General features: G+C 58.2%; 15 protein-coding genes. 10 read left to right on the top strand and 5 right to left on the bottom strand.

Features of this window, described 5'->3' with window-relative positions:
* Nucleotides 1-65: 65 nt before the first annotated feature.
* Complete coding sequence (locus tag AACY11_RS03325) at nucleotides 66-2,504, top strand: Lon protease family protein (RefSeq protein ID WP_339432760.1); 2,439 nt, start codon at nucleotides 66-68, stop codon at nucleotides 2,502-2,504.
* A gap of 327 nt (nucleotides 2,505-2,831) precedes the next feature.
* Entirely contained in the window at nucleotides 2,832-3,152 is a 321-nt protein-coding gene (locus tag AACY11_RS03320; RefSeq protein ID WP_339432761.1) for a PA4575 family protein, read from the top strand.
* Here the strand turns inward: AACY11_RS03320 and AACY11_RS03315 are convergent.
* On the bottom strand, nucleotides 3,149-4,978 hold the full coding sequence (locus AACY11_RS03315; protein ID WP_339493858.1) for a hypothetical protein: 1,830 nt from the start codon (nucleotides 4,976-4,978) through the stop codon (nucleotides 3,149-3,151). The genes AACY11_RS03320 and AACY11_RS03315 overlap by 4 nt on opposite strands.
* Before the next feature lie 161 nt (nucleotides 4,979-5,139).
* Between AACY11_RS03315 and AACY11_RS03310 the strand changes: the two genes are divergently transcribed.
* The 3 genes from AACY11_RS03310 (at nucleotide 5,140) to AACY11_RS03300 (ending at nucleotide 6,808) form a co-directional block, all read left to right on the top strand.
* A complete protein-coding gene (locus AACY11_RS03310) occupies nucleotides 5,140-5,628 on the top strand; it encodes a TIGR00645 family protein (RefSeq protein WP_339432762.1) in 489 nt (162 codons plus the stop codon).
* A gap of 134 nt (nucleotides 5,629-5,762) precedes the next feature.
* Complete coding sequence (locus AACY11_RS03305; protein WP_339432763.1) at nucleotides 5,763-6,068, top strand: DUF6482 family protein; 306 nt, start codon at nucleotides 5,763-5,765, stop codon at nucleotides 6,066-6,068.
* Between the two features lie 122 nt (nucleotides 6,069-6,190).
* Nucleotides 6,191-6,808, top strand: coding sequence for an FKBP-type peptidyl-prolyl cis-trans isomerase (locus AACY11_RS03300; RefSeq protein ID WP_221730107.1), 618 nt, complete (start codon nucleotides 6,191-6,193; stop codon nucleotides 6,806-6,808).
* Between the two features lie 131 nt (nucleotides 6,809-6,939).
* Here AACY11_RS03300 and AACY11_RS03295 read toward each other — a convergent pair whose 3' ends face one another.
* From AACY11_RS03295 to AACY11_RS03285, 3 genes are all read right to left on the bottom strand, one after another.
* Entirely contained in the window at nucleotides 6,940-7,197 is a 258-nt protein-coding gene (locus AACY11_RS03295; RefSeq protein WP_221730106.1) for a PA4570 family protein, read from the bottom strand.
* 205 nt (nucleotides 7,198-7,402) lie between these two features.
* A complete protein-coding gene (locus AACY11_RS03290; RefSeq protein WP_339432764.1) occupies nucleotides 7,403-7,744 on the bottom strand; it encodes a zinc ribbon domain-containing protein YjdM in 342 nt (113 codons plus the stop codon).
* A 126-nt stretch (nucleotides 7,745-7,870) separates the two neighbouring features.
* Nucleotides 7,871-8,839, bottom strand: coding sequence for a polyprenyl synthetase family protein (locus tag AACY11_RS03285; protein ID WP_339432765.1), 969 nt, complete (start codon nucleotides 8,837-8,839; stop codon nucleotides 7,871-7,873).
* A gap of 241 nt (nucleotides 8,840-9,080) precedes the next feature.
* Here AACY11_RS03285 and rplU point away from each other — a divergent pair, with 241 nt between their 5' ends.
* From rplU to AACY11_RS03260, 5 genes are all read left to right on the top strand, one after another.
* On the top strand, nucleotides 9,081-9,392 hold the full coding sequence (rplU, locus tag AACY11_RS03280) for a 50S ribosomal protein L21 (protein ID WP_007924746.1): 312 nt from the start codon (nucleotides 9,081-9,083) through the stop codon (nucleotides 9,390-9,392).
* 35 nt (nucleotides 9,393-9,427) lie between these two features.
* A complete protein-coding gene (gene rpmA, locus AACY11_RS03275; RefSeq protein ID WP_016773121.1) occupies nucleotides 9,428-9,685 on the top strand; it encodes a 50S ribosomal protein L27 in 258 nt (85 codons plus the stop codon).
* Nucleotides 9,686-9,878: 193 nt separating this feature from the next.
* Nucleotides 9,879-11,102, top strand: coding sequence for an Obg family GTPase CgtA (gene cgtA / locus AACY11_RS03270; RefSeq protein ID WP_339493856.1), 1,224 nt, complete (start codon nucleotides 9,879-9,881; stop codon nucleotides 11,100-11,102).
* Nucleotides 11,103-11,239: 137 nt separating this feature from the next.
* Nucleotides 11,240-12,358 carry a glutamate 5-kinase gene (gene proB / locus AACY11_RS03265; RefSeq protein ID WP_339493927.1) on the top strand — a complete coding sequence of 373 codons (1,119 nt, stop codon included), beginning with the start codon at nucleotides 11,240-11,242 and terminating at the stop codon, nucleotides 12,356-12,358.
* Nucleotides 12,359-12,367: 9 nt separating this feature from the next.
* Nucleotides 12,368-12,835, top strand: a complete 468-nt coding sequence (locus AACY11_RS03260) for a CreA family protein (protein ID WP_221730102.1) — start codon at nucleotides 12,368-12,370, stop codon at nucleotides 12,833-12,835.
* A gap of 179 nt (nucleotides 12,836-13,014) precedes the next feature.
* Here the strand turns inward: AACY11_RS03260 and rpsT are convergent, their stop codons facing one another.
* The gene (rpsT, locus tag AACY11_RS03255; RefSeq protein ID WP_166216506.1) at nucleotides 13,015-13,287 is read right to left on the bottom strand and encodes a 30S ribosomal protein S20; all 273 of its coding nucleotides are present in this window, start codon (nucleotides 13,285-13,287) and stop codon (nucleotides 13,015-13,017) included.
* Between the last annotated feature and the right edge of the window lie 165 nt (nucleotides 13,288-13,452).

Genomic DNA, 13,452 nt, shown 5'->3' with positions numbered 1-13,452 from the left:
GCCAGTGGGGTACGGGCAGCGCCAGAATGCCGCTATCTGCCCCGCCTGATTGTTAAGGAAGCCCGATGCCTGATCCTGTTGCTGCCAGCCTGCGTATAGCGCCCGAAGCGCTGACCCGTCCGTTTTCCGCTGAACAGTTCAGCTTCACTACCACCAATGATCTGGAGCCCTTTCGCGGTGTGCTCGGCCAGGAACGTGCGGTCGAAGCCTTGCAGTTCGGTGTGGCCATGCCACGCCCCGGTTACAACGTATTCGTGATGGGCGAGCCCGGCACCGGTCGTTTCTCGTTCGTCAAACGCTACCTGAAAGCCGAAGGCAAACGCCTGCAGACCCCGGCGGACTGGGTCTATGTCAATAATTTCGACGAGCCTCGCGAGCCTCGCGTTCTGGAACTGCCATCGGGTACGGCCGGCTCGTTTATCGGTGACATCAACGGCTTGATCGACAACCTGCTGGCGACCTTCCCGGCCGTGTTCGAGCATCCGTCCTACCAGCAAAAGAAAAGCGCCATCGACCGGGCTTTCAACCAGCGCTACGACAAGGCCCTCGACATCATCGAGCGTCTGGCTCTGGAAAAAGACGTCGCCCTGTACCGCGACAGCAGCAACATCGCCTTCACGCCGATGCTCGACGGCAAGGCGCTGGATGAGGCTGAGTTTTCGCAATTGCCGGAAGCCGATCGCGAACGTTTTCACGATGACATCTCCGGTCTCGAAGAACGCCTGAACGAAGAACTCGCCAGCCTGCCGCAGTGGAAGCGTGAGTCGAACAACCAACTGCGTCAGCTCAACGAAGAAACCATCACCCTGGCCTTGCAGCCGCTGTTGTCGCCGCTGTCGGAGAAATACGCGGAGAACGCCGCCGTCTGCGGTTACCTGCAAGCGATGCAGGTGTACCTGCTCAAAACCGTGGTCGAGCAACTGGTCGATGACAGCAAGACTGACGCCGTTGCGCGCAAACTGCTGGAGGAGCAATACGCACCGAGTCTGGTGGTCGGGCATCCGGCCAGCGGCGGCGCGCCAGTGGTATTCGAACCGCACCCGACTTACGAAAACCTGTTCGGTCGTATCGAATACACCACCGATCAGGGCGCGCTCTACACCACCTATCGCCAGTTGCGTCCAGGCGCGCTGCACCGTGCCAATGGCGGCTTCCTGATTCTTGAAGCGGAAAAAATGCTCAGCGAGCCATTCGTGTGGGATGCGCTCAAGCGCGCTCTGCAATCGCGCAAGCTGAAAATGGAATCGCCGCTGGGCGAGATGGGCCGCTTCGCCACCGTGACCCTCAACCCGCAGCACATTCCGTTGCAGGTCAAAGTCATCATCATCGGCGCACGTTCGCTGTATTACACGCTGCAAGACCTCGATCCGGACTTTCAGGAGATGTTCCGCGTCCTGGTCGACTTCGACGAAGACATTCCGATGGTCGACGAGAGCCTGGAGCAATTCGCCCAGTTGCTCAAAACCCGCACTTCTGAAGAAGGCATGGCGCCTTTGACTGCCGATGCGGTGGCGCGCCTGGCGACGTACAGCGCCCGTCTGGCGGAGCATCAGGGGCGTTTGTCGGCGCGAATCGGTGATTTGTTCCAGTTGGTCAGCGAGGCGGATTTCATCCGTCATCTGGCCGGCGATGAAATGACCGATGCCGGGCATATCGAGCGTGCGCTGAAAGCCAAGGCCACTCGCACCGGGCGTGTGTCGGCGCGAATTCTCGACGACATGCTCGCCGGGATCATCCTGATCGACACCGACGGGGCGGCGGTCGGCAAGTGTAACGGTTTGACCGTGCTGGAAGTCGGCGACTCGGCGTTCGGTGTGCCGGCGCGGATTTCCGCCACGGTGTATCCGGGCGGCAGCGGGATCGTCGACATCGAGCGCGAGGTCAACCTCGGCCAGCCGATTCACTCCAAGGGCGTGATGATCCTCACCGGCTATCTGGGCAGCCGTTATGCGCAGGAATTCCCGTTGGCGATTTCCGCGAGCATCGCGCTGGAGCAGTCCTACGGTTACGTTGATGGCGACAGTGCTTCGTTGGGCGAGGCCTGCACGTTGATTTCGGCGCTGTCGAAAACACCGCTCAAGCAATGCTTTGCGATCACCGGCTCCATCAACCAGTTCGGCGAAGTGCAAGCGGTCGGTGGGGTCAACGAGAAGATCGAAGGCTTCTTCCGCCTCTGCGAGGCACGCGGGCTGACCGGCGAGCAGGGCGCGATCATTCCGCAGGCCAACGTCGCCACCTTGATGCTCGACGAAAAAGTACTGGCGGCGGTGCGCGCCGGGCAGTTCCACGTTTACGCGGTGCGGCAGGCCGACGAGGCGCTGAGCCTGCTGGTCGGCGAGCCGGCCGGTGAACCGGATGCAGACGGTCAGTTCCCTGAAGGCAGCGTCAATGCGCGCGTGGTTGAGCGTCTGCGGGTGATTGCCGAGATGATCAGCGAAGAGGATTTGAAGGAGGCTGAGAAGGAACTGGCGCAAGAGGCGTTGGTAGAAGCCAAACCGGCGTAAACCTTAACCAGGTCAAAAACTGCAACGGCATCAAAACAATGGGAGGGGGCTTGCTCCCGGAGGCGCAGTATCAGCCAACGAATCTGTTGCCTGACACACTGCCTTCGGGAGCAAGCCCCTTCCCATATTTTTCAGGGTGCAGCCAATAGAAAGCGCCACTACTCTGGCGCCAATATTCACACAATGACCATTCGGCGCATTCTGGTTTCGTGCGGCTTGCGCGGCGAACTTTTCTTCTATTCTCAGCTCAAGGATATCGACAGTATCACTGGATCGAGCCAGTCCTCCCGTGAGGGCTGAATACCGGCTTCACCGAGGGTCGCCGCCATGTCGCGCAACCTCTGCCTCACCCGTCAATGCCTGGGTCTCGTGACCCGTATCGAATGTGTCATCAAACCGTTGGCCGGCGATACCGGCATGTGGACGCTGCTCTTCGCTGCCGGCATGGCCGGTGAACAACCTTCCGCTATCAAAGCCCAAGGCCCGTTCCACGGGCCAGTCGCCGCCGAGTCGATCCTCGACACCATCGTCGAAAGTCTGACGCTGCACGGCTATGAGCTCGCCGACGATCCGCAGATCTGGAGCCTGCACCTGCAAGCCCAGCTTCGGCAGATCAACGGGGGGCGCGGACGAAGTCTCAACAGTTAGAGCGCAGGGTCGGTCAACTGTGCTGGGTCGAGTTTGACCTCGAAGCCGTATTGCAGGGTGGTGAGGTCAGTTCGCTGATAGGTTTCCACGTGGGTTGGGCGGCCATAGAAGTAATGCACGCCGAACAACGCCGGGCCCTCTGCGCTCGCATCGTGGCTGACCGAGAGAATCTGCTTGAGATAGTTGCCGCTGTCGTCCTTGACGAAGAAGCGCCATTCGTTGGCCGGAAACTGTTTCAGGTCTACCACCAGCATGTTGTTCTTGATCTCCAGCCCCTTGGGCAAGGACTTGGCGTCGTACGCTTGCTTGGCCACCGTTGCCAGGAACAACGGCATCGAGCCTACGGCGATCGCTGGGGTTTGCGGGAACAGATTCAGATCGTAAGTGATCGTCGCTCGCAGCGGATCGACCTGATAGGCCTCGGGCGGCAGTTCGATCGGCTCATCGAGTTTGCCGTTGTGTTTCTCGGTGAAGAACGTCACCGGGCTGTCGCCGGGGTTGAAGTCGTCGCCGAGCAACTCGTCGTTGAAGGTGCGGCGATGGGAAAACTCGATGCGCGCGGCGCTCGGGTCTTCCACGGATTGGTGGACACGGATGCCGGCTTTCAACTGTTCTTCAGTCAGGCTCGCGCCCTTGAGCCAGTTCTCGGCCAGATCGTCATACACCACCACTGGCAGATCCAGCGGCTTGATGGCTTTGTCCGTGGTGTGCTGATGAAAGGCGCGAATGGGGAGATCGAGCGACTGGCGGGTGACGGTGGCGGATGAGAAGTCCCGCGCGCGGACCTCCAGCGTCTCGATCGGGCCATTGAAATAGACCTTGTTATAGCGCTGCGGGTGTTGTTGCTCGAAGGCTTGCTGATCGGCGCTGAGTTGCTTTTCCAGCGCGTCGCTCCAGGTTTTCTGTTGTTGCAGGTGCGCCAGTTGTTTTTCGTAGAAGGCTACTTGTTCCGGACTTTCATTGATTGAACCGGCGCGCACCAGGTATTGCCCGGTGACGTCGCGGGCCTGAACGATCAAAGGATTGAGTTGCGAATCGGCGACTTGCGCAGGCAAGGGCAGGTTGTTGCTGAATTCGACTTCGGCGTAGTTCTTTCCAAGCTTCAGCAGTTTGACGCTCAGGTTGTCGTTGGTGCGAGTCTGGCCGACGTCCTTTTGCGTCAGGTCGAAGCTGTACAAGCGTCGCGGCGCGATGACTTCAACCTTGCCCTGCAGGCTCACCGGTTGCGGCTGACTTTTCTTGTCCACATCCAGACCTTCGATGAACGGGTAGGTTACGGTCAGGTCATCGGGGTTGGTGACGTTGGAACTGGACGGGCTGAGCTGAATACCGGGATCGGTTTCCGACCACTCGGGCTGGTAGGGGATGACGCGTTTGTTGCTCAACGTCACCGATTGCCATTCCACACGATGGGGAAACAGGAAGCCGCCGGGAATGTTGAGGTTGAACGGGAATACTGGCTGCAGGTCGGTGAGGTAATCGGAGCTGGCGTCCTTGTGCAGCACGAACAGGCCACTGATGAAGGTATCGACCAGCGCCTGCGGGGTCGGGTAGTGCTTGAGCACGCCGAGGGCGTCCTCGCCATATTCGGTGCGCAGTGGATTGCCTTCGAGTTTGAGCTGTGCCCGTTCAAGCAACAGCAGCGAGCCGCCGAGCTCGGTGACGGCGTCCTTGAGCTTCGGATCAGTGATGGCGTCGAGAGACTGTTCGAACGTTGCCGTCTTTTCCTCAAGGCTGACTGCGTGCTTCTTGTCGCCGGGCGAGCAACCGCTCATCAATAGCACAAGGCACATTCCGGCAATCGTTATCGGCAATCGCACATCCATTTCCACGCGTCCTGTCCACTGTCACGGGGCTTTCATTGGCTTGGACACTAGCAGAAAAACTTTGGCACACACACGCAGGTGCCGGACTTGCGGGCAGTTTCTGGCTGTCCTCGGTGGCTGGTATACTCGCCGCCATTTTCCAGCCCCTTGTGTGAGATTCAATGGAACGCTTTATCGAAAACGCAATGTACGCCTCGCGCTGGCTGCTGGCGCCGATCTATATCGGGTTGTCCCTCGGGCTGCTGGCCTTGGCGTTGAAATTTTTCCAGGAAGTCATCCATATCCTGCCCAACGTGTTCTCGATGGCCGAGTCGGAGCTGATACTGGTGCTGCTATCGCTGATCGACATGGCGCTGGTGGGCGGCCTCTTGGTGATGGTGATGATTTCCGGCTACGAGAACTTCGTCTCTGAACTGGACATCGACGAAGGCAAGGAAAAGCTCAGTTGGCTGGGAACCATGGACTCTTCCTCGTTGAAGATGAAAGTGGCAGCCTCGATCGTGGCGATCTCCTCGATCCACTTGCTACGGATCTTCATGGACGCCAAGAACGTCGATCCCGAACATCTGATGTGGTACGTGATCATCCACATGACGTTTGTCGTCTCGGCGTTCGCCATGGGCTACCTCGACAAGGTCACCAAACACTGATCAAGGTTTGAGCGCTGCAAAACACCGCCCGTCTGTTGCGAAACAGACGGGCGGTGTCGTTTGTGGCTTGTGCTTTGATGCGCGTGGGCCTATCCCTGTATAGATCCCGGCTCGCCATTGCGTGAGGTGTGTTCATGAACCTGCAAGAGTTGAATGCGTTTGCTATCGCCAGGAAGGTCGATGAACTGAACCTGATTTCCATGGAGGGCGGAATCTATTTGCTCGAAGCACGGATGCATGGGGCGGCGTATCCGTTAAGTGATCTCAAGGGCAACCTGTTGACGCTGCGATCGGTGGAGCATGCGCGGGATATGTTGCATAACTTCCCGGTGTTGCCGTTCAACCTCGTCCACACCTCGGTACACGATGAAATGTGTGGCCTTGGCGCCAGTGGCGAGGAAAGCCTCAAGGTGCCGATCGCCTGGCGCTCGGTCCTGTAGGCACTGCGTCCCATCGCCTGAGCATCTGTGCTAGTCTGCTCGCCCTTTTGGTTCCGGGCGCGCCGGGACGCGCTGTGCACGCACGGCAAGTCTTGTGGCCGTCCGCACAGCGGAGCAGTGTCATGTCCGAAGTAAATCTGTCCACCGACGAAACCCGCGTCAGCTACGGCATCGGCCGTCAGTTGGGTGACCAGTTGCGTGACAACCCGCCACCGGGCGTTAGCCTGGATGCCATCCTGGCCGGTCTGACCGACGCTTTCGCCGGTAAGCCAAGCCGTGTGGGTCAGGAAGAAATGTCCGCCAGCTTCAAGGTGATCCGCGAAATCATGCAAGCCGAAGCGGCTGCAAAAGCTGAAGCGGCTGCTGGCGAAGGCCTGGCGTTCCTGGCTGAAAACGCCAAGCGCGACGGCATCACCACTCTGGCTTCCGGCCTGCAATTCGAAGTACTGACTCAGGGTGAAGGCGCCAAGCCATCCCGTGAAGATCAAGTGCGTACGCACTACCACGGCACGCTGATCGACGGCACTGTGTTCGACAGCTCCTACGAGCGTGGTCAGCCAGCCGAATTCCCGGTCGGCGGCGTGATCGCTGGTTGGACCGAGGCCCTGCAACTGATGAATGCCGGCAGCAAATGGCGTCTGTACGTGCCGAGCGAACTGGCTTACGGCGCTCAAGGCGTTGGCAGCATCCCGCCGCACAGCGTTCTGGTATTCGACGTCGAGCTGCTGGACGTTCTGTAAGACCTGGCCTGTCCTTATGACAAGCTAATGTGGGAGCGGGCCTGCTCGCGAAGGCGTTCTTTGAGTCACACCTGGTGTTGCCTGAGACTCCATTTTCGCGGGCAAGCTCGCTCCCACGGTTTTATCGCGTTTCATACTTCAATCTTGTTGTGCATCTCACCGGTCGGGCGCAAGGCCCGGGCGTAGCAGAACAGGAACAGATTACGCACCAGCTCCTTTAATACCAGCGGCTCGCTGGAGTTCAGGCTGCTGACATCCAGATCCCCCTGATCCTGCAACTCATGCAGGGCTTCCTCCTCAAGCACTGCACAGACTTCACCGGTTTCCCGATGCAGGATTCTGAGGTACGGATGTGGGCGATCCAGCCAAGCGTCGATCAAATAAGTCATGGTTCTCATCTCCTTGAAGGGTTTCAATGAGAATAATTCTTATTCGTCAAATAGCAAGGAGCTATTGGCTGTTTCTGGTTTTTTCCGGGTAAAGGTTGCGTAAGGTCAAAACGGCTGGCGTATGGCTATTGCTTGGATTGATTGGGGCAGGGCGGGGAGGGAGAGACTCCATCCCACGGCTGGCGCGGGATGGATGACAGCGGATTCAGACTTTTCTGACGAACTCGGATTTGAGCTTCATCGGGCCAATGCCGTCGATCTTGCAGTCGATGTCATGGTCGCCATCGCACAGGCGGATGTTCTTGACCTTGGTGCCGACCTTGACCACCAGCGAGGTGCCCTTGACCTTCAAGTCCTTGATCACGGTGATGGTGTCGCCGTCCTGCAGGACGTTGCCGACCGAATCTTTCTTCACGGCATCATCAGAGGCCACTTCGGTATCGCCGCTGGCCGACCATTCATGGGCGCACTCGGGGCAAACCAGTTGAGTGCCGTCTTCGTAGGTGTATTCGGAATTGCATTTCGGGCAGGGTGGCAACGTGCTCACTAAGGCTCCTTGAGGGATGTGGTTCGCTAAAAGTCGCACATTGTATAAGGTTTTAACCGAGATAGGGCAGACAACAAAAAGCCGCAGGCTTCGAAGGAAGGCTGCGGCTCTTTGATTACGTGGCGATCAGTGTGTGCGGGCGACCGCAAACTCGCTCAGTTCAACCAGTGCGTCGCGGTATTCGCTGGCGGGCAGTGCATCGAGGCACTTGATCGCGCGGGCCACGTAATCGCGGGCCAGTTGCGCGGTGTACTCCAGCGAGCCGGAAGCTTGCACGGCCGCGCGGATGCTTTCCAGATCTTCGATTCCGCCTTTCTGGATCGCCTGACGCACCAGTGCAGCCTGCTCGGGCGTGCCTTCACGCATGGTGTAGATCAGCGGCAGGGTCGGCTTGCCTTCGGCCAGATCGTCACCGACGTTCTTGCCCAGGGTTTCAGCATCACCCTTGTAATCGAGCAAGTCGTCGACCAGTTGGAATGCCACGCCCAGATGATCACCGAAGGTGCGCAGGGCTTCGCTCTGCCCGGCGCTGGCACCGGCCAGCGCGGCGGCGCTGTGGGTCGAGGCTTCGAAGAGCATCGCGGTCTTGCCGCGTATGACTTCCATGTAGGTTTCTTCGGTGGTGCTGGCGTCGCGCACCTTGGACAGCTGCAACACTTCGCCTTCGGCGATGATGCGGGTGGCCTGGGACAGGATCTTCATCACTGGCATCGAGCCCAGTTCAACCATCATTTCGAACGAGCGCGAGTACAGGAAGTCGCCGACCAGCACGCTCGGAGCATTGCCCCACATGGCGTTGGCGGTTGAGCGGCCGCGGCGCATGCCGGACATGTCGACGACGTCGTCATGCAGCAGGGTGGCGGTGTGCAGGAATTCGATGGTGGCGGCCAGTAGACGCATATCGTCGCCTTCGCGACCCAGTGCCTTGCCACACAGCAACACCAATAAAGGACGCAGACGTTTGCCGCCGGCCGACGTGATGTAGTCGCCGATTTTCGATACCAGCGGTACTCGGGAAGTCAGCTGCTTCTTGATGATGCCGTCGACGGCGCTAAAATCGTCCGCCACCGCGCGGTAGAAAGCTTGGGGTTGCATCAGCGAGAGTCGCTCCAGAAGGGTTGCGCGGCATGCTAGGACCCCCATCCAGACCTGTCAAGGCACGATGGACGGCTACTTGCATGACCGCGGTAGCTTGCGTACAATCGCGCACCCTGAACTTCCTGGGCAGCACCTGCCTTACGCAATTGCACTTGGGCCGTTCCAGCCCCATGCAGCCATGCCAGCCAATACCTCTTCTTATAAAGAGCTGGGTGAGCAGGATTATCGGAGAAATACCATGTACGCAGTAATCGTTACCGGCGGTAAGCAATACAAGGTCGCTGAGGGTGAATACCTGAAGATCGAAAAACTGGAAATCGCTACTGGCGAGTCCGTGACTTTTGACCGCGTTCTGCTGGTCGCCAATGGCGACGACGTGAACATCGGCGCACCTGTTGTTGCTGGCGCAACCGTCAAGGCTGAAGTGATCTCCCAAGGTCGTCACGATAAAGTCCGCATCATCAAGTTCCGTCGCCGTAAGCACCACATGAAGCGTATGGGCCACCGCCAGTGGTTCACCGAGATCAAAATCACCGGTATTCAGGCTTAATTACAGCCTAATTCCTCACTAGGAGAATTGAACTCATGGCACACAAAAAAGCTGGTGGTAGTACCCGTAACGGTCGCGACTCAGAAGCCAAACGCCTTGGCGTGAAGATGTATGGCGGCCAGGTCATCAAGGCCGGCAACATCATCGTGCGTCAGCGCGGCACCCAATTCCACGCCGGTTACGGCGTTGGCATGGGTAAAGATCACACCCTCTTCGCCAAAATCGAAGGCGTGATCAAGTTTGAAGTAAAAGGCGCCTTCGGTCGTCGTTACGTGAGCGTAATCGCGGCCTAATCGCGAGATCGCTGGAAGAGCCCTGTCTTGCGACGGGGCTTTTTCGTTTGTGGGGTGAGTCTCTTGCAAAGCTGTTTGTATGGGCTGTCGGCGTGCGAAGCAGGTCGTGTTTTGGGGTCGCTGCGCTCATTTTTGCAAGAGTCTTATGTCTTGATTGTTTTTCGGCTCGTCCGTACGGCGAGAGGCGTTGGTTATGAAGTTTGTTGATGAAGTATCGATTCGCGTAAAGGCTGGTGATGGCGGTAATGGCGCCATGAGTTTCCGTCGGGAAAAGTTCATCGAGAACGGTGGTCCGAACGGTGGTGATGGTGGTGATGGTGGTTCCATCTACATGATGGCCGACGAAAACCTCAACACCCTGGTGGACTACCGTTACACCCGGCATTTCGATGCTGAGCGTGGCTCCAATGGTGGCAGCACCGACTGCACCGGCAAAAAGGGTGAAGACCTGATCCTGCGTGTTCCGGTCGGTACGACCGTGATCGACTCCGGGACTCAGGAGGTCATTGGTGACCTGACCAAGGCTGGCCAGAAGTTGATGGTCGTGCAGGGCGGTTGGCACGGTCTGGGCAATACCCGTTTCAAATCCAGTACCAACCGTGCGCCGCGCCAGACCACGCCGGGCAAGCCGGGCGAGCAGCGCGACCTGAAGCTGGAAATGAAAGTGTTGGCCGACGTAGGTCTGCTGGGCTTGCCGAATGCCGGTAAAAGTACCTTTATCCGTTCGGTTTCGGCCGCCAAGCCGAAGGTCGCCGATTACCCGTTCACCACGTTGGTCCCGAACCTGGGTGTGGTCAGCGTCGATCGCTGGAAGAGCTTCGTCATTGCCGACATCCCGGGCTTGATCGAAGGCGCTTCCGACGGTGCCGGCCTGGGGATTCGCTTCCTCAAGCACTTGGCGCGTACGCGTCTGTTGCTGCACCTCGTGGATATGGCGCCGCTGGATGACACCAGTGCGCCTGATGCGGCTGAGGTCATCGTCAATGAGCTGATCAAGTTCAGTCCGTCCCTGGCTGAGCGTGACCGCTGGTTGGTGCTGAACAAGTGCGACCAGATCCTTGAGGAGGAGCACGATGCTCGCGTCAAGGAGATCGTTGATCGTCTGGAGTGGACAGGTCCGGTCTACGTGATCTCGGCAATTGCCAAGATCGGTACGGAGCGTCTGTGCCACGACATCATGCGTTACATGGAAGATCGTGCCGATCGCCTTGCTGCCGACCCGGCTTACAAGGAAGAACTGGCCGATCTCGATCAGCGCATTGAAGACGAAGCCCGCGCGCAGTTGCAGGCGCTGGATGACAAGCGTGCCCTGCGTCGCAGTGGCGTGAAGTCGGTCCACGACATCGGCGACGATGATTGGGATGAAGAAGACGTGGATGACGAAGACGGTCCGGAAATCATTTACGTGCGTGACTGATTCGTTGCAGTAAACTTAAGCGCCGCTCAATCGAGCGGCGTTTTAGTATCTGGAAATCGATCGTTGGTCACCAATAGCCACGATTAACGTCACGGGCAGTGCCAGGTCGCGCTGTCCTCAAGCTAAGGTTGAAGATGATGCGGAGCAAGGTGACAGGTGCGCAGCGTTGGGTCGTGAAGATCGGCAGCGCTTTGCTGACAGCTGATGGCAAAGGGCTGGATCGCGCGGCAATGAGTGTCTGGGTCGAGCAGATGGTGGCCCTGCATGAGGCGGGTGTCGAGTTGGTGCTGGTGTCTTCCGGGGCGGTGGCGGCCGGCATGAGCCGTCTGGGCTGGACCGCACGACCCAGTGCGATGCACGAGCTTCAGGCTGCGGCGGCAATCGGTCAGATGGGCTTGGTGCAGGCTTGGGAATCAAGCTTTGCCGAGCATGGTCGGCACACCGCGCAGATTCTCCTGACTCACGACGACCTCTCTGACCGCAAGCGCTATCTGAATGCCCGCAGCACCTTGCGTGCGCTGGTCGAGCTGAAAGTCATTCCGGTGATCAACGAGAACGACACCGTGGTCACTGATGAAATCCGTTTTGGCGACAACGACACGCTGGCGGCGTTGGTGGCCAACCTGGTCGAGGCTGATCTGCTGGTGATCCTGACGGATCGCGATGGCATGTTCGATGCTGATCCGCGCAACAATCCCGATGCTCAGTTGATTTACGAGGCGCGTGCCGATGATCCGGGTCTGGATGCGGTGGCGGGTGGTACAGGTGGCGCGCTGGGGCGTGGAGGTATGCAAACCAAGCTGCGTGCGGCGCGTCTGGCGGCTCGTTCCGGCGCACACACCATCATCGTGGGTGGGCGTCTTGAGCGTGTGCTTGATCGCTTGAAGGCGGGTGAGCGTATCGGCACGTTGTTGTCGCCTGAGCGCGGCATGCTGGCGGCGCGTAAGCAGTGGTTGGCAGGGCACCTGCAAACCCGTGGTACGTTGGTGTTGGATGATGGTGCGGTGTCGGCGCTGTCCCGGGGTAACAAGAGTCTGTTGCCGGTGGGTGTGAAGCTGGTGCAGGGGAGTTTCCGGCGCGGTGAAATGGTGGTTTGCGTGGCGTCGGATGGTCGTGAGATTGCTCGTGGCCTGGCCAACTACAGTGCGCTGGAGGCGCAAAAAATCATCGGTCAATCGTCGGATGCGATTGTCGGTTTGCTCGGTTACATGGCTGAACCTGAACTGGTTCACCGTGACAATCTGATTTTGGTGTAAGGAAAACTCATGCGCGTAGCAAAAGGATTGTTGGGCCTGTTGATGGTGCTGCCATTGCTGGCTTCGGCTGAAGAAATTGGTCAGGTGTCGACAGTGTTCAAGTTTGTCGGTCCGAACGACCGGATCGTGGTCGAGGCTTTCGATGATCCGAAAGTCGAGGGTGTGACCTGTTACCTCTCGCGCGCCAAGACGGGTGGCGTGAAGGGTGGCTTGGGGCTGGCTGAAGATCGCGCCGAGGCATCGATTGCTTGTCGTCAGGTCGGTTCGATCAAGTTCAAGGGCGAGCTTAAGGATGGCGAAGAGGTGTTCAAGGAGCGCACGTCGCTGGTATTCAAAACCATGCAAGTGGTGCGTTTCCTCGATAAGAAGCGCAATACGCTGGTGTACCTGGTCTATAGCGATCGCTTGATCGAGGGCAGTCCGCAGAATGCGGTGACGGCGATCCCGATTTTGCCGTGGATGCCGGCCGGGCAGTAAAAGCGTCAATCTAAATGTGGGGGGCGGGCTTGCTCGCGAAGATGTCGTGTCAGTTGCTGGATATGTCAGCTGACAGATTGCATTCGCGAACAAGCCTGCTCCCACATTTTTTCTGCCTTTATCAAATCACAGGCAATAAAAAACCGACCCTAGGGTCGGTTTTTTAATGACTACGTCGATTAAGCAGCAGTTTTCAGTGCTTTGACGTGGCCATTCAGGCGGCTCTTATGACGAGCAGCCTTGTTCTTGTGGATGATGCCTTTATCGGCCATACGGTCGATAACTGGCACAGCCAGAACGTATGCAGCTTGAGCTTTTTCAGCGTCTTTTGCGTCGATGGCTTTAACTACATTCTTGATGTAGGTACGAACCATGGAACGCAGGCTGGCGTTGTGGCTGCGACGCTTCTCAGCCTGTTTTGCACGTTTTTTGGCGGAAGGTGAGTTGGCCACCGTCGAGCTCCTCGAAAGACTTTTTAGGAAATAGCAAACAAAATAGGCCGCGAATCATGCCGATGAAGAGATGTCTTGTCAAGGGCGCTTGAAACGTTCCGCTAAGTGGTAGGTATAAAGAGGCGGGATATTTATTTCCGGCGCTTGACCTGTAAACTCGCGAGC

It is taken from the genome of Pseudomonas sp. RA_105y_Pfl2_P56 (assembly GCF_963970845.1).
GTDB lineage: Bacteria > Pseudomonadota > Gammaproteobacteria > Pseudomonadales > Pseudomonadaceae > Aquipseudomonas > Aquipseudomonas baetica_A.
This window is presented reverse-complemented; position numbering and strand designations above follow the sequence as displayed.

Bases quoted from the DNA above. Each gene is read 5' to 3' on its own strand.
- AACY11_RS03325 (WP_339432760.1), top strand. From the start codon at position 66: ATGCCTGATCCTGTTGCTGCCAGCCTGCGTATAGCGCCCGAAGCGCTG.
- AACY11_RS03320 (WP_339432761.1), top strand. From the start codon at position 2,832: ATGTCGCGCAACCTCTGCCTCACCCGTCAATGCCTGGGTCTCGTGACC.
- AACY11_RS03315 (WP_339493858.1), bottom strand. From the start codon at position 4,978: ATGGATGTGCGATTGCCGATAACGATTGCCGGAATGTGCCTTGTGCTA.
- AACY11_RS03310 (WP_339432762.1), top strand. From the start codon at position 5,140: ATGGAACGCTTTATCGAAAACGCAATGTACGCCTCGCGCTGGCTGCTG.
- AACY11_RS03305 (WP_339432763.1), top strand. From the start codon at position 5,763: ATGAACCTGCAAGAGTTGAATGCGTTTGCTATCGCCAGGAAGGTCGAT.
- AACY11_RS03300 (WP_221730107.1), top strand. From the start codon at position 6,191: ATGTCCGAAGTAAATCTGTCCACCGACGAAACCCGCGTCAGCTACGGC.
- AACY11_RS03295 (WP_221730106.1), bottom strand. From the start codon at position 7,197: ATGACTTATTTGATCGACGCTTGGCTGGATCGCCCACATCCGTACCTC.
- AACY11_RS03285 (WP_339432765.1), bottom strand. From the start codon at position 8,839: ATGCAACCCCAAGCTTTCTACCGCGCGGTGGCGGACGATTTTAGCGCC.
- rplU (WP_007924746.1), top strand. From the start codon at position 9,081: ATGTACGCAGTAATCGTTACCGGCGGTAAGCAATACAAGGTCGCTGAG.
- rpmA (WP_016773121.1), top strand. From the start codon at position 9,428: ATGGCACACAAAAAAGCTGGTGGTAGTACCCGTAACGGTCGCGACTCA.
- cgtA (WP_339493856.1), top strand. From the start codon at position 9,879: ATGAAGTTTGTTGATGAAGTATCGATTCGCGTAAAGGCTGGTGATGGC.
- proB (WP_339493927.1), top strand. From the start codon at position 11,240: ATGCGGAGCAAGGTGACAGGTGCGCAGCGTTGGGTCGTGAAGATCGGC.
- AACY11_RS03260 (WP_221730102.1), top strand. From the start codon at position 12,368: ATGCGCGTAGCAAAAGGATTGTTGGGCCTGTTGATGGTGCTGCCATTG.